The following is a 17,592-nucleotide window of genomic DNA, read 5'->3' as shown; positions in this document are numbered from 1 at the left end:
CGCATCGTCACACTCACGTTCAGGGAGACCTGCCGATGTCGCAGAAAACGTACCACACTGGGCCGGGGCCTCTGGCGGGACAGTCTTTCGCTCTTGCCACAGGGGGCGGGCCGCTTGGCGCGATGGGGACGGCTTCGGGGCCCGAGCCGGGCACGCCCTCGGCGTTGCAGCATGCGGTCTGGCGGCTGTTCGATATTCTGATCGCCACGGCAATCCTTGTGCTGATCGCCCCGTTTCTGCTGCTGCTCACCGCGCTGCTCTTCCTCAACGATCCCGGGCCGGTCTTCTACGCGCACCGCCGTGTCGGTTATCGCGGACGCTTCTTTCCCTGCCTCAAGTTCCGCACCATGCGCACCGATGGCGACGAGATCCTGCAACGCTACCTCGCGGAAAACCCCGCGGCCCGGCGGGAACTGGCCGTGACCTGCAAGCTTCGGGACGACCCGCGTGTGACCGCGGTCGGTGCCATCCTTCGCAAGTTCAGCCTCGATGAATTTCCCCAGCTCTTCAATGTCCTGGCCGGGCAGATGAGCATCGTGGGGCCGCGTCCGGTGGTTCTCTCCGAAGTGGAGCGCTATGGTCGGCAGTTCGAGGTCTATTGCCGGGTTCGTCCGGGGCTGACCGGGCTGTGGCAGATCAGCGGCCGCAGCGACGTGTCCTATGCCACCCGTGTGCGGATGGACATCGATTATGTCTGCCGCAAGGGGCTGGCCTTGGACCTCTGGTTGCTGGTCCGGACCATTCCGGCCGTCGCCTGTTCACGCGGGGCGTACTGAGCCGATCTGCGCGAACGTGCGTAGATTCAGGGCCGGAGCGCCGATGTATTCGGCCTGGTTCTGTCCGGTCGTCTGACAGTTCCGCGGCAGGCGGCTGCGGACCTACCACAGGGCCAGAACGCGCGGGAGGTTCGCGTGAGAATAGGGGCGCGATGCCAGCGTGCGCCAGCCCCACTTCGGCGGGACGTAACGGAGGAAGCGGAAAACCGCTCGAACCGGTTGTGATCGCCAAGGCCGCCTTGCGAAATGACGTGTTGTCGGTCCCTCCATCGGGTGACAGGATGGGGGCGCCAGGCATCAGGAGGTCGATCATGGAACGGCGTGAACGGGATGCGCCACTTCCTGTCGAGATGCAGGGCCGGTGGAGGGACATCGAAGATCCAGCTTCTGAACTTTTCATCAAGGGCGGTGAGATCGTCTGTTTCGCACGGGTAATCGATTACGATTACATGGTGGTCGCTACAGATGATGGAGCCCTGACGGTCAGTCTGAAGTTGAACGATGCGGCGGCCGAGGAGGCCTTTCAGCGCGCGAACGTCACCGAACTCGTGATGACGCCAGATGGCGAATTGCACGCGTACAATGTCCGCTTCGCCAGCCAGTTCCAACGGATGAAGAGCTGACACGGGGACTGCGCCTGTTCGCCCGCCACGGCCGTGTGCACACATGGCAAGGAAGGCAACATGGCGTCTTGGTGTGGACGATGTATGGTTCGTGCCATGGCGAGGTCTGAACACATCGGCCGGAGGCTTTGGCGCTGGTTCATCACGCCTCCCTCGACCGTCACACTCTGGAAGCGGGCGGCCGTGTCACTCTGGACGACACCGCCCATCATGCTGTTCCCGCTGCTCCTGCCCATTCTCGAGCCCGGCACCATCCCGGCCGTTCTGGCGGAAAGCTGGCAGGTATATGCGCTGTTCTTCGGTATCCCTTTCGCCTTGGGAGTGCTTTGCTGGAAACAGGCGCGCCGTATCGAACCGACCTGATGGCCCCGTGACGGGGGCGGGCAAGGCGGCCTTTCACAGGTCGGTTTCAACCGGGGGCATCTTGTCGATGTGCAAGGGCGGGTTTTGAGGCAGTGCGGCGCGGTGCGGCGCGGCGCACCGTGGCGCGACCTGCTGCTCGCGTTTGGCCATTGGACACCATCCGTCGTAAGCGTCCGGGGCAAGCCTTCCGACATTGACGGGGCAGGATCAACCTCGTGCTCGAGGGAGGCTGTAGACTTGCGCGAATGCGCCCAAACGCTCTGATGCACCAGGCCGCGCGTTGAGGGTCGCGGCCTGGGCTGGTGGTCCGCGCTATGACCACATGCGTCCTGGCTCATCCGAGCAGGAGAGGGGGCTTGTTCCATGGCTTGGGGACGAGGAAAGGCGCCGTTCGAGGATCGGAGGGACCGGATGCCGCTTGCCGCTCGGGCCGGGCACAACGGCTCGCGGGCCCTGGGAATGGACGCCTTGGCGCTTGGCCGTTTCGGGCAGAGGTGCAAGCACCGCCGCCAAGCATCCCGGTCTTGCGGTTAACAGCCAGGCCCCCAGAGCAGTCTGCGCCGGAGGCGTGTCGATCTCCGGCCTGTCGCCCGATGGGGGCTCAAATCCGTGGGTGCCGCCTGATCCGCGCGTCCTTGGGGGCGCGGGGCGTCGTCGAAAGCGGTGACCTCCGGCGAGCCAAGTTTGCCAGGACGACCGGATCGAGCCGATCTGGGCCCCCCATCCCTGGTGCGCCGCCAGGGCCGGGAAAGGGCCCATTGCCGATCCTGTGGGCGGGGGAGCGGCTGGAAAGCGGGCTCTCCTGCTCCTTGACGGGGCGCGGAGATGCGCCATTGCGCGCGCCGGGTGGGTCAGTTTACCCGGCAGACCCGTGCGATGAAGCCGCGGTGGTCGGAGCCGAGCCAGGGCGAGGTCTTGAAGCTTTCCACGTGCCAGTGGCGACCCGTCAGCAGGTGGTCGATCTGCCATAGTCCTTCAAGGCGCCTCTTCCCGAGTTCGAGCGGCCAGGTCGGCTGGTCTGCCCGGGCGATCGCCAGGCCGTTGCGGGCAACGAAATCCCGGAGGACCGGCAGGCGCGGCGAGAGGTTGAAATCCCCCAGGATGAGCGTGTCGGCATCCGCGCCCATGCGGGCGTCGAACTCGCGCAGTTCACGGGCTTGCGCCTCGGGCGATGTCGGCCGGGACAAGTGGACGGCCGCGATGCTCCAGGCCCGTGTGCCCGGGCTCGCCGGAAATACGAGGCCCGCCCCCGATAACGTCCGGCGCTGTTCGGCATCGCCACGGGCCAGGCCGAGTTTCCCGGTGGGGGGAATATGCGTGTAGAGCCGTGTCGAACACTCTCCCTTGCGCTGACAGTTCTGCACGAAGGGGTAGTTGCGCGCGAGATAGGCGTCCAGTCCGGCGGCCCCCGAGCGCATTTCAGCCAAGCCGATCACGTCGGGGCGGGCGCGTTGCAACCACCGGCGGATAAGGTCGGGGCGCCGCACATGGAGGGCATTGAGCCAGGCGAGGGTCAGCCGCGGCGCATTCGGCGGGCACAGGGCCGGGACGCGCGTGGCAGGTTGCAGGGCAACGATCAGGATGAGGGCGATCCCGACAAGCCCGACCCCGGTAAGGCCGAAGCGGGAAGGGCTGAGCTGCGCACGGCGCACTCGCCGCGCGAGCAGACCAAGCGTGGATGCCAGGCCCAGCCACATCGCCGGCACGTGGATGAGGGCGGCAAGTCCCAGGTACGGCCAATGTCCGGCCAGTTTCGGCAGGAGCAGGACAAGCCCGGCGATGGCCAGGCCCAGGACCGCGAGCCGAACCAGCCAAATGCGCAGGCGCATACCGACAGATGTGCGCGGTGTGGGGGAATCGACCGGTGCGTGCATGCTCAGCCGTGTAGGCTGCGCGGCGGGTGGGTCAAAGGGTTTCGATCCTTTCCGGGGTCAGGCGCCCGCGGACGAGGTCGAACAGGCCAATCCAGTTGCCCCAGGCTCGGCCGCGCCGGTCCACCCAGGGTTCGGGCCTCAGGATCTTCACGTGGTTCGCCATGAGGTTACCCAGTACCAGGCGCAAGGCGAAGCCAAGCGGCATCGTTCCCTTGTGCACCAGGTAGCAGGGGTTGATGACCTGCGAATACCCCAGCCGCACCCCGGGTGTTCGGCCATGCTTGACCCCCTGGTGCACGCCGCAGAAGGCAAAGGTCTTCACGATGCGGCCGCGCGGGCGAAGGGAGGCGGCAAAGTCGATATCCTCCTGCCACGCATAGAGCTTGAGCCGTTCGTCGAAGCGCTGGGTGCCGATGGCGGCGGTGCGGTAGGCCATGTTGCATCCGTAGAGGCCTGCGAGATCGGTGACGATGCAGTTGGGCGCGCGCTCGTGTGCATCGCCGTGGGACTGCAGCAGCTGCTGGGCCTTGGCGAAGTCGATCCCGGGGCTGTTGATCCCATCGGCGATCACGTGCCCGGTCGCGCCCGCAACGTCGGGATGGGAGGCAAAGAACTCTCGGATGCGAGCCATGCTGTCCGGCGCGGGGATGAAGTCGTCATCGTAGAACACGATGACGTCGTAGTCCCTGCCCAACTGGTCCAGCGCGGTATTGCGCTGCGCACACAGGCCCTTGGGGCCCGTCACGATTTCGATGCGGTTTCCCGCGGGCGGGGGGGAGGTCCTGCGCCCCGGTGACCGAGAACAGCAGCCGATCAGGCGGCTGGCATTGCCGGGCCATCAGTTCCTGCATCTGCGTGATCAGTTCCGGGCGGCCGAGACTGGCGACGACCACGGCCACGCGCAGGGAGGCGGCATCGGCAACGGGAGCAGGAGCCGCGACGTCGGGTCTGCGCCGTGCCGCGCCTGCAGAGACGTCGTTGGCCGGCGCTGGCACTGCGGGCGCGCGGGCAAGAAGGGGAGGCAGGATAGGGTGCATGCGAACCTCGATGCAGGATGAGTGCCCGCCGCAAGGGCGCCGGATATCCTGTGACGCCCCGCGCGCCGTGCCATCAGCAGAGCCATGTGCAGAGCCATGAGCCGAGCCATCTGCAGACGCGCGAAGCGGGATGTCCGCCGGTACCTTACGAGTAGGCACGTGTTCATCCTCAGGGTGCCCCACGTGCCGGCCTGTGCCCACGCCATTTGCATCCGTTTACGAGGTAGCCCGGGTACGCGACCCGCACGATGGGACGCAGCCGCCCCGCAGGCCGGGTCTTTCCGGCTTCTTCGGACGCGATTTCGCGGGGCTTCAATCAGGTTGCAGCGCAGCATGTGTGGGCGGTTGACGGGGGTTTCTCCGGGCGTTCCGGGCGTCTGCGGCATGCTGCGGGCGCGATACCACCGAAATGGAGGCTCCTGCGGTACTATGCAGGTCTGCGTAGGGATAGTCTGGCTGCGCTGACTGGCCATGGAGAGACGCAGGATGCAGGACACGATCGAACGCCGCACAGGCATTGCCGCCGAAGCGGATGGACACCCGGGGAAGCTGGCCCCGTCTGCGGGGGCAGGGGATCGCGCGGCGGCGCTGGCGCAGGTGGCGGCGGCCCCCGGGCGGCCCAACCTGTTCGTGATCGGTGCGTCGAAGTCGGGCTCCAGCGCGCTCCACGCCTACTTGCGCCAGCACCCCGATATCGCGATGAGCACCGAGAAGGAGCCCTGCTTCTTCGTCGATCCGGCCGAACTGGCCCAGGCATGGCCGATCATGGCGCGCCGCGCCTGCTCGCATGAGCCTGAGGCCTATCTCGCGTTGTGGGAGGGGCGCGCCCAGGCCCGCTACCGCGGCGAGGGCAGCGTCTACTATTCGCAGGCTCCGGCGCGCAGCGGCGTGGCGGCGCGGATCGCGGCGAGCGTGCCCGAGGCGCGCATCATCTACGTCGTGCGCGAACCGGTCTCGCGCGCTATCGCGCACTACTGGCAGCGGGCCAAGGAATTCCAGGAGCGCCTGCCGATCGAACGGGCCATGCGGGAGAACCCGATCTACCGCGACACCTCCGACTATGCCCTGCAACTGGCCGAATACCGGGCCCATTTCGCGCCCGAGCAGATCCACGTCTTTGCGGCCGAGGAGCTGCGCCGGGACCGGCACCGCGTGCTGGACGAATGCTTTGCCTGGCTCGGCCTTCCCGGCGTGGACTACGCCAAGGCGGACCTCGCCGATCGGCACCGCTCGCCGCCCACCAGCCGGCGCGAGCGTTTTCCCTTCGTCCGGGCCTTGCGCGATTCCGCGCTCTGGGCCGGGATGCGCGGGCACCTGCCGGACAGCCTGGTCGGAAAATTGCGTTCGGCAGCAACGGTTTCCTTCGACAAGCAGGACGTCGATGAAGCGGCGGCGCGCGCCTACCTTGCCGAGTATCTCGCGCCGCGCCGGGCCGCCTTCGAGGCGATGATCGGCCGGCCGATGGACGCCTGGTAGGATGGCCTGTCGGGGGAGCGCCAAAGCGGTGCGCAGCCACGGGTGTGGTCTCGCCGCGGTGTGGCTGGGTGGGATTTGGGGAGAAGCGCGATGACACTGCTTCCTATCCTGGTTTTCTGGGCGCTCCTGGCCTGGGGGATGGCCGGGCCGCGCAGCGTCCTTCTCTACCTCTTCTTTGCGACGATGCCGTTCGGTGCCTTCGCGGTGCTCCCAACGGGACTGACCGGGGGGCTGACCTTCACGTCCACGCCGATGGTGGCGCTGGCGCTGGTCCTGCGCACCTTCGTGCGGCCGGGCGGTGCGGGCGCGCTGCTGGGGATGGCGCTGCGGCCCGAACGGCTCCTGCTCCTCGCCGCGTTCGGCGTGGTGGCGGTCATCGTCACGCTGTTCATGCCGCGCCTCTTTGCAGGGGTCATCGAAGTCGTGCCCGTGCGCGGCGACCTTGACCAGACGGTGCCCTTGCGCCCCAACCAGCAGAACATCTCGCAGCTGGCCTACCTGTTGATCGCGCTGGCCAGCGTCTTTGCCTTTGCCCGGCTTCTGCGCGGTCCGCGCCTGCGCCAGCACGCCTACCGTGCGCTGTGCCTGGGGGGCGCGGTCGCGGTGCTGACCGGGCTGCTCGATCTGGCGTCGGGGAGCCTGCCGCTCAATGGGCTGCTCGCCCCCTTCCGCACGGCGAGCTACGCGCTTGCGGTCGATGTCGAAGTGCTGGGCGGCAAGCGCGTGGTGGGCCTGATGCCCGAGGCCTCGGCCTATGGCGGACTGTGCCTGGGCTTCCTGTGCGCGATCCATTTCTATCGCCGGGCCATGTGGCAGGGAGCCGTGCGCGACATCGCGGCTCCACTCCTGGTCCTTGCCCTGATCGGGTGCATCTGGCTCGCGCGTTCGAGCGGTGCCTACGTGGGGTTCGCCGTGTTCGTGATGCTGGCCGTGGTGGACTGGTGCCTGCGGCTGGGCGCGCGCGGGCGCGGCGCGCGGCGCGGCGTCGCGGGCGAGCTGGGCTTCGTGGTGGTGCTGGTGATCGGCCTGTGCCTGGTGGTGATCGTCACGCCCCATGCGTTGGACCCACTTTATGAGCTGGTGGATCGCATGGTGTTACAGAAGGGCTCGTCGGAGTCCTTCGAGCAGCGCGGCATGTGGCGGCGCGTGGCCTTTGAGGGGCTACTCTCCAGCCAGGGTCTGGGTCTGGGGCTGGGCAGCGCGCGCACGTCGAGCAGCCTGGTCGCGATCCTGAGTGGAACCGGCCTTCTGGGCGGAGCCCTCTATTACGGCTTCTTCCTGCAGTGCCTGCTGCGCACGGGCCGTGATCGGACGGGAGAGGCGTCCTTCGTCTTCAGCGCCTTCCGTTTTGCCGCCATACCGGGCTTCGTCGTGGGCCTGATGGTGGGGAGCGCGGATTTCGGCGGCATGCTGGCCTTCGGCTTTGGCCTGGTCAGCGCGCTGGCCGACGAGGTGCGCAGCGCGGCCCGGCGACGGCCCGTTCGCCACGCGCCCCTATGGGGCCCGGAGAACGCGCTCGCCGTGCCGTAAGGGGCGAATTCCTGGAAGGAAAAGCATCCCCAAAGGGCGCTGGAAGGAAGTCGTTTCCAAGGGGCCATCGCCGCTTGACCCCAGAATCGGCGACCTCACCTCTCTTGGTCAGGGCGGCAGGCACATGGTGAGCTAGGTCGTTTGAGGAGCCCGAGGGCAATGGCCCTCGGATCTGTTTTTTCCTTCTGACTTTCGCCTTCTTCCGCCTCAAAGGGCCTTGCGCATCCGCCGGAAGGGGATGGTGAGGCCCGCCGTTTCGGCCTCGACATCCTCGACGGCGACATAGCCGCAGGCGCGGTAGAGCGGTTCACCGCTAAGCGTGGCCATGAGTTCGGCCTGGGTGAAGCCCTTGGCGGCGGCGGCCTCTTCGCAGCGCTGCAGGACGAGGCGGGCAATCCCCCGGCGGGTGAAGTCGGGGTGGGTGTACATGGCCCGGATGCGGGCGGGATCGCGCGCCGGGTCGAGCGTGGCCGGGTCGCGCAGCGCGGCGCTGTGATCGCCGCCATAGAGCGTCGCGCGGTAACTCCATCCCCCGCACCCGGCGAGCTGGCCGTCGATCTCGGCCAGGAGGTACGTGCCATCTGCAATCAGCTGGGTGTCGAGCCCCATGAGGTGGTGGCTTGCGGCGACCTGCTCGGGAGTCAGCCAGGAGGCCTGCAGCGTGTCGATCGCCGTCTGCATGAGATCGCGGATGCGGGGCAGGTCCTCGGCACAGGCCCAGCGGGTGGTGAGTTCGGAAGGCTGGGGGCTGGTCATTCCATAGGTCCGTAACGTGGGCAGGGGGAGGGCGCGGACTGGTACGCGATGGCTCGCATCCTGCCCAGAGGGGGGCGGGCGCAAGGCGTGGAAAGACCGGATCTGCATGTCGTTTTCCTGGGATCAGGGCACAGACAAGACAGATATTTTTCCGAGGGCCATTGCCCTCGGGCTCCCCAAACTGTCGAGCGCACGTCTAGCGCGCCGCCTTGGCGGACAAACGTGAGGTTGCCGATTTTGGGGGCAAGGGGCGATGGCCCCTTGCATCCAGCCTTTTGCGGCCTTCCCTTCACACGAACACCCCGCCGTGGCCGGAGCCGCGACGGGGTGTCGGGGATTTCAGGTGTGCCGCGCGGCGCTTAGAGGCCGTCGAGACCCTTGCTGACGAGGATGTTCACCGCGACGCGGCGGTTCTGCGCCTTGCCGTACTCGGTCGTGTTGTCGGCCAGCGGGTCGGCTTCGGCCATGCCGGTGGGGGTGAGCATGCGGTAGGGCTTCCAGCCGCAGGCCTGCTGCAGGTAGTTCACCACGCCGGACGCGCGCTTTTCGCTCAGCATCTGGTTGAATTCCTGGCTGCCGGTGGAATCGGTGTAGCCCACGACCAGCATCAGCGCGTTGTCCATGCCTTCGGCGGCGCTGGCGGTGGCGCACAGGTCGGCCTTGGCCTCGCTCGACAGGTTCCACTTGCCCGTGGCGAAGTTGACGTTGGTGGTGCCCTTGATGTTGTACTTGTCGATGTCACCCATGCGCCCGCGCAGCGCCTCGGTGGCGGCGGTCTGCTCGGCAAAGCCCTGCTCGGTGCCATTGCGGATCATCGCGGCGGTCTCGAAGTCGCCCTTCTGGAACTTGATGCGGCTGGCCACCAGGTCGCCCGAGGGGCTCTGCATGGTGCGCACGTCGACGGGCAGGCCGTTCAGGAGCGCCTGGTCGGTGCGGTCCTTCGAGCTGATGCCGAAGATACCCGACTTGGAAACGATCTGCGTGGTCTGGTCGAGCGTCACGACATTGCGCGCGCCGTCCTCGCCGGTGATCTGCAGGCGGTTGCCGTCGCGTGCGGAGATGAAGCCTTCCAGTTCGGGGCCCTCGACCATTTCGGCGGTGTCGGCCGGCGCGTCACTGTACATGGTGGCGGTAAGTTCGGCATCGGAGCCCTGGTCCTGCGCCGAAGCGGCACCCGCGGCGGCCAGTGCCCCCAGCGCGAGGGTGATGGCCGATGTGTTCGAAATGACTCGCATTATGTATCTTCCTCCGTTCCGTGTCCGCCGGGACAATCGCTCCGCGCAAGAAAGACGATGCCTTCCTGCGCCCCCCTCTCGGCTGTGCCCGGCGTTCAAAAACCCTTTGTCGGTCGCGTCCGGCGGAAACGAGGGCGTCCCATGGGGCGCGCCCTGATCCGCGAACGCGGTGGACTTGCTGGTTGTTGAGTCCAGGCTTGCCCATAAATGAACACACGGCCGCAGAGGCCGTCTTGTGCGGGGTTCCGAGTGCCCGGTGCGATGAACCGTGAGGGCCGATCGGGGCGAGCAGGTCTGTCTGCGGAGAGGGCGCATACGAAAAAGGAGCCGGATTGCTCCGGCTCCTTTTTCTTCAGTCCGTGAACTTCGGGACGGAAGCTACACGGATCAGGCGTACATGATGTCGCTGTCCAGGACCTCGGTATCATAGAAGATCACCGTGGTGGCGCCATAGGTCATGAAGGTGTTGCCCGAAGGCAGGTCGTAGCTCAGCTCGTAGGCGACGCCGTCCGTCAGCACCACGTGATCGATCCCGCTCTCAAAGTCGAAGACCTTGTCGTTGCCGTCGTCGGCGTCAAAGACGAAGAAGTCTTCGAAGCCTTCGTTGTCGTTGTCGTCGTTCGGGTTGTCGCCATAGAGGACGTCATCGCCGTCGCCGCCGATGATCGTGTCACTGCCATCGCCGCCGTAGAGACGGTCATTCTGGCCGCCGCCATCGAGATAGTCGTCACCCTCGCCGCCGTAGAGCTTGTCGTTCGAGCCCTGGCCGTAGAGGGTGTCGTCGCCCTCGCCGCCGTAGAGCTTGTCGCGGTTGGCGCCGCCTTTTGCGGTGTCATCGCCTGCGCCGGCCTTGATGATGTCGAGGGCGCCGCCGCCCTGAAGTTCGTCATCACCGGCGGTCCCGTTGATGACATTGTCGAACTCGTTGCCTTCAACCAGGCCGCCACCTTCTTCGGCGTTGATGATCTCAGCCATGTAAACTTCCTTTCGCATCTCACTGCATCTTGCATTTGTCGAACCGGACATCGTGTGCCCGGCGGTGTGCACAGCTTGCAGCGACCCCCTGTTGTGTGCTCCGCGGGCAGGTGCGCGAGCGAAGCCGTCGTTCTTGCAAGTCCGACCAGAACTTCGAAGTCCCGGCCATCTGTGACTTCGGGATAGCACTGCTGGGTGGCGGGCGTTCCACGGTTAAAAGTCCGAAACCGAGTTTATTTACTATGTTGTAGTACCTAGTTTTGATTTTTCGGGATTGGCTGTCCCTAGTTATTAGGGGTTTAAGATATCCTGGTTGCTTTTAACTGCCCCGTACCGGAGGCACATTCTTCGTTTCATCGTAAGATGTGCACACGTCATGGTGCTCGGAAGACTACGATCCTTTGCGTAGATTTTCCGCGGTTCGGGCGAGTTGGGGGGGAGCCCGACACTGCGCAGGGCGGATTTTCCTCCTCCGTGACGGGATTCGGAAAAACCGGCCGGACACGCGAAAAGGCCGGACCCTGCGTGCAGGGCCCGGCCTCTCCCGGTCGAGATTGGGACTTTGTATTCAGCGCAATGGGGTCAGGCGCAGAGCAGGCCCAGGTCGGTCTCGGCCATCGACAGGTCAAGCTCGCCGTAGCCGCGCAGGCGCACGACATCGTGGGTGGACCCGTTCAGGGTCATCTGCAGGATCATGGTCGTGCCCGCCTCGGTCAGCGTGAACTCGGCGCCGCTCATGTCGTCCGCGCCGACGCCGGTGAGGAGAATACGGTCGCCCTCGGCGGTGTCGAAGTCGAAGATCGTGTCGATGTTGCCGATGTCGGCGAAGTCGAGGACGAAGGTGTCCGCGCCGTCACCGCCGTAGAGACGGTCCGAACCCTCGCCGCCGTAGAGCCAGTCGTTGCCATCGCCACCCTTGAGCACGTCGTTGCCCGCACCGCCCAGCAGCATGTCGGCGCCCGAGTTGCCCTCAAGGCGGTCATTGCCCGCGCCGCCCGAGATGTGGTCGGCGCCTTCGCCGCCTTCGAGGCTGTCGTCGCCGTTGGTGCCGGTAAGGTAGGTGGCGTAGTCGGCGCGGCCCTCGTCCGCAGGGGGCGTGGCGGCCGGTTCGTCCGCAACGGGTTCCTCAGCAATGGGTCCTTCCGGAGCCGGAGCTTCGGGGGCGGGATCGGCGGGAGCCAGGGCATCGGGCGTGCCGTCGACAGGGGCGGTGTCGACCGGCGCGTCGACCGGCGCGTCGACCGGAGCGTCGCCCAGCGCGGTGGAAAGCTGCGCGAAGCTGTAGCTGCCGTTTGCCAGGACGAAGGTCTCGACGTTGGCCACGCTCGTCACTTCACCGGCGCGGGCCGAGATGTGGAGGGTGCCGTCCGCGGCAAGGCCGCCGGTGAGCGAGCCCAGGGTGGCGTCGATGACCAGCGTGTCCTGGCCCGCGCCGCCATCGAGCACGTCGTTGCCGAAGCTGAAGTAGATCGTGTCGTTGCCGCGGCCCGTGCCGATGACGTTGGCGGCGTTGCTGCCCCGCACGGTGTCGTTGCCGTCGCCGGTAAAGGCGTTCTCGATGCTCGCGTCCATGGCGATCGTCACGCCGGCCAGCTTCGTGGCGCTCTTGCCCGAAAGGTCGATGGTCGATCCCGAGGTGATCGCCGCCGCGTTCAGCGTGTCGGTGCCGCCATCGGTGTCGCGCAGCACGCTGCGCTCGGCCAGGTCGGCGCCGTCATAGAGCAGGCCCAGCTCGTCGGTGTAGACATAGGTGTCGTCGTCGAGGTCGGTGGCGTTGCCCAGCACGGTCAGGGTGACATCGCTCAGGGTGCCCGACATCGGATCGCCGCTCTTGAGGACGGCGTCGGGGTTGCGGTTGTGGATCTCCAGCGTCCAGGTGCCCTTGGCCATCTCGCCCATCGAGGCGACCGAGGAGAAGGTGAAGTCGCGCACGTTGCCCACGCGGTCGGTGCCGGGCAGGTCGTACATCAGGCGCACCTTGGTGCCTTCGGGCGAGACCAGGTAGACATCGAGGTTGCCGGTCTCGGTCCAGCGCAGGTCCATCGAGAGCTGGACGTGCTCCACCGACATCGCTTTGTCGATGACGAGGTCGACCGCGATCATGTCGGTCTTGCCCGCAACAAGGGTCTTGTTGGTGGTCACGGTCTTGGAGACACTGGCGAGGTTGGCGTAGGTCTGCTGGTCGGTCCAGGTCTCGGCGAGGCGCACCGCGTCATGGACGTTGAGGAAGCCGTAGCCGAAAGCGTCGCTGAAGTGCAGGCCGCCGCCGTTGAAGTTGGTCGCGCCGTTGGTCGTCCAGCCGTCGTTGAAGGTGACGGTGTCCGAGAGGCCCTCGCGGCGGGCCGAGTAGGCCAGGATTTCCTGCACGTCGCGGTAGCCCAGCTCCGGGTTGGCCTCGAGCATGAGGGCGATCGCGGCCGAGACGGCGGGGGCGGCGAACGAGGTGCCGTTGAAGTGGTCCCAGCGTTCGTTGAGGGTGGTGGTGAAGACATCGCGGCCCGCGGCCGAGATCAGCACGTTGGCGCCCACGCTGGTGAACGAGGAAGCCGCACCGTTCGGGTCCACCGCGCCCACCGCGATGGTGTAGGGCGAGTTCTGGAAGTTGTGGTAGTTCGACGAGCCGCCCGTGCCCACGTTGCCCGCGGCAAAGACGAGCGAGGTACCCAGGCCGTCACGCCCGTTCATCACAGGGTTGAGCAGCGCGGCGCCGTATTCGGGGTTGCGGCCGAAGTCGTCGGCGAAGTTGGAAGAGAAGCTCCAGCTGTTGTTGACGACGTCGAGCTCGGCCGAACGGTCCAGCGCGGCGAGGATGTCGGAGACGGCGGTCGACTTGTTGTAGTCGATGCCATAGCCGACCAGCGTGGCGCCCGAGGCAATGCCCACGGTGCCGACCAGGTTGTCACCCTCGGCCGAGATGATCCCGGCGACGGCGGTGCCGTGCAGGTGCGGCAGGTTTGCCGGATCGATGCTGACATTGCCGGTGCCGAGCGCGAAGTTGTAGTCGAGCGAGGTGTCATAGGCGCCCTTCAGATCGGAGTGACGAAAGTCGATCTGGCTGTCGATCACGCCGACCTTCACGCCCTTGCCGGTGTAATCCCCCCAGACCGAGAAGACATCGATGCTCAGCGAGGAATCCATGGTGGACCCGTCGAGGTACCACTGCTTCTTCTCGTACTTGTCGGTGGTGTAGAAGGCGTCGGGTGAAACGAGCGTGGCGGACGAAGCGATGACAGTCTTTTCCATGTGATCAATCCCTTGTTTTTAAATTGTTTGTCGGCGTGTCTGTCGTTGATGCAGACGGTGTGCCGCTCGACTGATCGGCGAAGTAGGTGTCCGCTAGTGAACGTCTCCTAATGGGGCGTGGTGAACTTATTTTAACGCGATATCTGCGTATTTCTTACTTGAATCCAAACATTTAGATGAGGGTTTGTGCGGTGTTTCGGGGGATGCGTAGTCGCCTGCAATCGTTGCGCGCGCCGATTTCCGCGACTGCGGCATTTTGGCGTTAGGCTCATGTTCACCATGTTGGGGTGGGGCGATCGGGCCCGACCCCGCAAGGAGGGCGGACACCTTCAAAACTAGGGGGGCGTCCGGGATGGCGCTGGCCCCGCTTGCGAGCCTCCCAAACCGCCCTTCGCGCATTTTTTTCGTGTCCGACCCCTTTTTTGTCGGCCGAGGGGAGGGGCGGCGACTCAATCCGCGTGATTCGCCACGCATGGTCGAGGCGATTCGGTGTGGGGAGGGGGAGGCTGCCGCTCCGGTGCCTCTGTATAAGGAGCGCGTTGGCGCGGACCCGGAAGGGGACGCTGCGATCCGAGAGGAATTGATGCCGCCTTATATAAGAGACGTATCCAAGAAGGTCGGGCAGGCGGATGGGATGCCGGCCAAGAGGAAGAGGACTTTCCGAGGGCCATTGCCCTCGGGCTCCCCGAACTGTCGGGCGCAGCGCCTGTACGCGCATCTGGGTGAGAGGGGGGACGCAGCAGGGGAATGGAAAGGGGGCGGCCTGCTCGGCTCCATGACCTCGCCTGTCTGGAAAACAGGGCCTGCGCGGGCGCGTCAAAAGCGACTGATTATGGGAGCCCGAGGGCAATGCCCCTCGGTTTCATCCTTCTTCCTGTCTTCGGCAAACCCGGCTCGAACGCATTTGCGGGGCTCAGGCCAGTTTTCCACAAGAGCCGTAATCGGCTTTGAAAAAAGGGTTTGACCGAATCGCAGGGCTCACTTAGAGGGCCTCTCACCGCAGCGAAGCACGCCGCCAAACACGGCGCTTCGGGGTGGTCGCCACGATAGACGGACAGCTTGTTCCCCGGGTCTTAGGAAGCGGGGATGGATGGTTGTCCGGTTGTTTCCGTCTTCGGACGGGTGTGGTTGGATCTTTGACATTGTTGGTTTTTAGATGAAGGGACATGTGGGCGACGGCGCCTGCGCCTTGGGAGCTTCGGGCTCTATGGTGCAGTTTAAATCAAGCCGATGCCTTATATGTCCTTCGTTTCCATACGTTTGACAAGTGCAGGTATCGGCTCCCGAAGGTTTCGATGTTTGCGGCTGGCAAGGCTTAGGCTTTGTGCCGTGAATGTTGTTTCACAAACTTGAGAGTTTGATCCTGGCTCAGAACGAACGCTGGCGGCATGCCTAACACATGCAAGTCGAACGAACCCTTCGGGGTTAGTGGCGCACGGGTGCGTAACACGTGGGAATCTGCCTCTTGGTTCGGAATAACAGTGAGAAATTACTGCTAATACCGGATGATGACTTCGGTCCAAAGATTTATCGCCAAGAGATGAGCCCGCGCAGGATTAGGTAGTTGGTGGGGTAAAGGCCTACCAAGCCGACGATCCTTAGCTGGTCTGAGAGGATGATCAGCCACACTGGGACTGAGACACGGCCCAGACTCCTACGGGAGGCAGCAGTGGGGAATATTGGACAATGGGCGAAAGCCTGATCCAGCAATGCCGCGTGAGTGATGAAGGCCTTAGGGTTGTAAAGCTCTTTTACCAGGGATGATAATGACAGTACCTGGAGAATAAGCTCCGGCTAACTCCGTGCCAGCAGCCGCGGTAATACGGAGGGAGCTAGCGTTGTTCGGAATTACTGGGCGTAAAGCGCGCGTAGGCGGTTACTCAAGTCAGAGGTGAAAGCCCGGAGCTCAACTCCGGAACTGCCTTTGAAACTAGGTGACTAGAATCTTGGAGAGGTCAGTGGAATTCCGAGTGTAGAGGTGAAATTCGTAGATATTCGGAAGAACACCAGTGGCGAAGGCGACTGACTGGACAAGTATTGACGCTGAGGTGCGAAAGTGTGGGGAGCAAACAGGATTAGATACCCTGGTAGTCCACACCGTAAACGATGATAACTAGCTGTCCGGGTTCTTGGAATTTGGGTGGCGCAGCTAACGCATTAAGTTATCCGCCTGGGGAGTACGGTCGCAAGATTAAAACTCAAAGGAATTGACGGGGGCCTGCACAAGCGGTGGAGCATGTGGTTTAATTCGAAGCAACGCGCAGAACCTTACCAGCGTTTGACATCCTCATCGCGATTTCCAGAGATGGATTTCTTCAGTTCGGCTGGATGAGTGACAGGTGCTGCATGGCTGTCGTCAGCTCGTGTCGTGAGATGTTGGGTTAAGTCCCGCAACGAGCGCAACCCTCATCCTTAGTTGCCAGCATTTGGTTGGGCACTCTAAGGAAACTGCCGGTGATAAGCCGGAGGAAGGTGGGGATGACGTCAAGTCCTCATGGCCCTTACACGCTGGGCTACACACGTGCTACAATGGCGGTGACAGTGGGCAGCAAGTGCGCGAGCACAAGCTAATCTCCAAAAGCCGTCTCAGTTCGGATTGTTCTCTGCAACTCGAGAGCATGAAGGCGGAATCGCTAGTAATCGCGGATCAGCATGCCGCGGTGAATACGTTCCCAGGCCTTGTACACACCGCCCGTCACACCATGGGAGTTGGTTTCACCCGAAGGTAGTGTGCTAACCGCAAGGAGGCAGCTAACCACGGTGGGATCAGCGACTGGGGTGAAGTCGTAACAAGGTAGCCGTAGGGGAACCTGCGGCTGGATCACCTCCTTTCTAAGGATTGAAACGAAAGCGCCTGGCCTTGAGCCGGGAAGAGCTTCGCTTCTTCCAAAGAACATGCCGTCGTCCTCATGTCCCTTCATCACTGGAGATAACGCTCAGATGAGCGTTGTACGCCTGAGCTGGCTCACGCCGCCCGCGGCCCACAGGGTCAGCGATGGCAGGCACGTGGGCCTGTAGCTCAGTTGGTTAGAGCGCACCCCTGATAAGGGTGAGGTCAGTGGTTCGAATCCACCTCAGGCCCACCACGTGCCGTGCAGGGCAAGCTAACCGAACCGTCAGGTTCGCAAGGCCGAACGGCCGTCCGAGCTTATGCGAGGATAGCCAAGTCGACGCATGTCGACGCCGGCGCTTGAGGCTGGCAAATACGGGCCTTAGCTCAGCTGGGAGAGCGGTTGCTTTGCAAGCATCAGGTCATCGGTTCGATCCCGATAGGCTCCACCAGCCGTACACACGAACAGTACTCCAGCGATGAAGCGAAACAGTTCCGGTCTTCGGACCGGTTAGCGGGATTTGCCCGCAGATCTTTGACATTGTGAATGGGTTTTTTAATCGATGCCGTGGCGCATGGATTATCCAGACGTTGGGTAATCAACCATGCGTTACAACAGATTTTATTATCTGGCTGAGATAAATCGTCCGCACCTATTACGACGCAGTCTCTATGCAGGGCTGTCGTTGATGGTGTGGATTCTCAAGCGTGAGGTAAGAGCATCTGGTGGATGCCTTGGCATGTACAGGCGATGAAGGACGTGGCACGCTGCGATAAGCGTCGGGGAGTTGTGAGCAAACTTTGATCCGGCGATTTCCGAATGGGGAAACCCACCTTCACCATTTCTCTCGATGGTTGCTTCGGCAGCTTTTGA

11 protein-coding genes, 1 tRNA gene and 2 rRNA genes (1 of these 14 only partly in view) are annotated in these 17,592 nt (G+C 64.2%); 8 read left to right on the top strand and 6 right to left on the bottom strand.

Going from position 1 to position 17,592, the window contains the following annotated elements; translation table 11 throughout:
• Positions 1–35 precede the first annotated feature (35 nt).
• The 3 genes from HT578_RS06370 to HT578_RS06360 all read left to right on the top strand — a co-directional run bounded on the left by HT578_RS06370 (position 36) and on the right by HT578_RS06360 (position 1,762).
• The gene (locus HT578_RS06370; protein WP_239026525.1) at positions 36–776 is read left to right on the top strand and encodes a sugar transferase; all 741 of its coding nucleotides are present in this window, start codon (positions 36–38) and stop codon (positions 774–776) included.
• 311 nt (positions 777–1,087) lie between these two features.
• Positions 1,088–1,399, top strand: coding sequence for a hypothetical protein (locus HT578_RS06365; RefSeq protein ID WP_213502788.1), 312 nt, complete (start codon positions 1,088–1,090; stop codon positions 1,397–1,399).
• Positions 1,400–1,483: 84 nt separating this feature from the next.
• The gene (locus tag HT578_RS06360; RefSeq protein ID WP_213502786.1) at positions 1,484–1,762 is read left to right on the top strand and encodes a hypothetical protein; all 279 of its coding nucleotides are present in this window, start codon (positions 1,484–1,486) and stop codon (positions 1,760–1,762) included.
• A gap of 851 nt (positions 1,763–2,613) precedes the next feature.
• On the opposite strand, the gene HT578_RS06355 is transcribed toward HT578_RS06360, so the two are convergent.
• On the bottom strand, positions 2,614–3,591 hold the full coding sequence (locus tag HT578_RS06355; protein ID WP_213502784.1) for an endonuclease/exonuclease/phosphatase family protein: 978 nt from the start codon (positions 3,589–3,591) through the stop codon (positions 2,614–2,616).
• A gap of 76 nt (positions 3,592–3,667) precedes the next feature.
• Positions 3,668–4,381 (bottom strand): glycosyltransferase family 2 protein, encoded by a 714-nt coding sequence (locus HT578_RS06350; protein ID WP_239026524.1) that lies wholly within the window; start codon positions 4,379–4,381, stop codon positions 3,668–3,670.
• 778 nt (positions 4,382–5,159) lie between these two features.
• Between HT578_RS06350 and HT578_RS06345 the strand changes: the two genes are divergently transcribed.
• Together HT578_RS06345 and HT578_RS06340 are read left to right on the top strand one after the other, a co-directional pair.
• On the top strand, positions 5,160–6,149 hold the full coding sequence (locus HT578_RS06345) for a sulfotransferase family protein (RefSeq protein WP_213502782.1): 990 nt from the start codon (positions 5,160–5,162) through the stop codon (positions 6,147–6,149).
• Positions 6,150–6,239: 90 nt separating this feature from the next.
• The gene (locus HT578_RS06340; RefSeq protein ID WP_213502780.1) at positions 6,240–7,679 is read left to right on the top strand and encodes a hypothetical protein; all 1,440 of its coding nucleotides are present in this window, start codon (positions 6,240–6,242) and stop codon (positions 7,677–7,679) included.
• 207 nt (positions 7,680–7,886) lie between these two features.
• Here HT578_RS06340 and HT578_RS06335 read toward each other — a convergent pair whose 3' ends face one another.
• From HT578_RS06335 to HT578_RS06315, 4 genes are all read right to left on the bottom strand, one after another.
• Complete coding sequence (locus HT578_RS06335) at positions 7,887–8,435, bottom strand: GNAT family N-acetyltransferase (RefSeq protein WP_213502778.1); 549 nt, start codon at positions 8,433–8,435, stop codon at positions 7,887–7,889.
• 359 nt (positions 8,436–8,794) lie between these two features.
• Positions 8,795–9,670, bottom strand: coding sequence for an OmpA family protein (locus tag HT578_RS06330; protein WP_213502776.1), 876 nt, complete (start codon positions 9,668–9,670; stop codon positions 8,795–8,797).
• Positions 9,671–10,057: 387 nt separating this feature from the next.
• A complete protein-coding gene (locus HT578_RS06325) occupies positions 10,058–10,645 on the bottom strand; it encodes a calcium-binding protein (protein WP_213502774.1) in 588 nt (195 codons plus the stop codon).
• A gap of 582 nt (positions 10,646–11,227) precedes the next feature.
• Positions 11,228–13,888 carry a S8 family serine peptidase gene (locus tag HT578_RS06315; RefSeq protein ID WP_213502772.1) on the bottom strand — a complete coding sequence of 887 codons (2,661 nt, stop codon included), beginning with the start codon at positions 13,886–13,888 and terminating at the stop codon, positions 11,228–11,230.
• Between the two features lie 1,345 nt (positions 13,889–15,233).
• Between HT578_RS06315 and HT578_RS06310 the strand changes: the two genes are divergently transcribed.
• The 3 genes from HT578_RS06310 to HT578_RS06300 all read left to right on the top strand — a co-directional run.
• A 16S ribosomal RNA gene (locus HT578_RS06310) occupies positions 15,234–16,720 on the top strand.
• A gap of 176 nt (positions 16,721–16,896) precedes the next feature.
• Positions 16,897–16,974, top strand: a tRNA-Ile gene (locus HT578_RS06305).
• A 447-nt stretch (positions 16,975–17,421) separates the two neighbouring features.
• Positions 17,422–17,592: ribosomal RNA gene (locus HT578_RS06300) — 23S ribosomal RNA — on the top strand; it runs 2,621 nt beyond the window's last position.
• The 16S and 23S rRNA genes sit together here with 1 tRNA gene alongside, the layout of an rRNA operon.

It is taken from the genome of Novosphingobium decolorationis (assembly GCF_018417475.1).
Taxonomy (GTDB): domain Bacteria; phylum Pseudomonadota; class Alphaproteobacteria; order Sphingomonadales; family Sphingomonadaceae; genus Novosphingobium; species Novosphingobium decolorationis.
The sequence above is the reverse complement of the archived record's forward strand: the minus strand, read 5'-3'. Positions and strand labels throughout refer to the sequence as shown.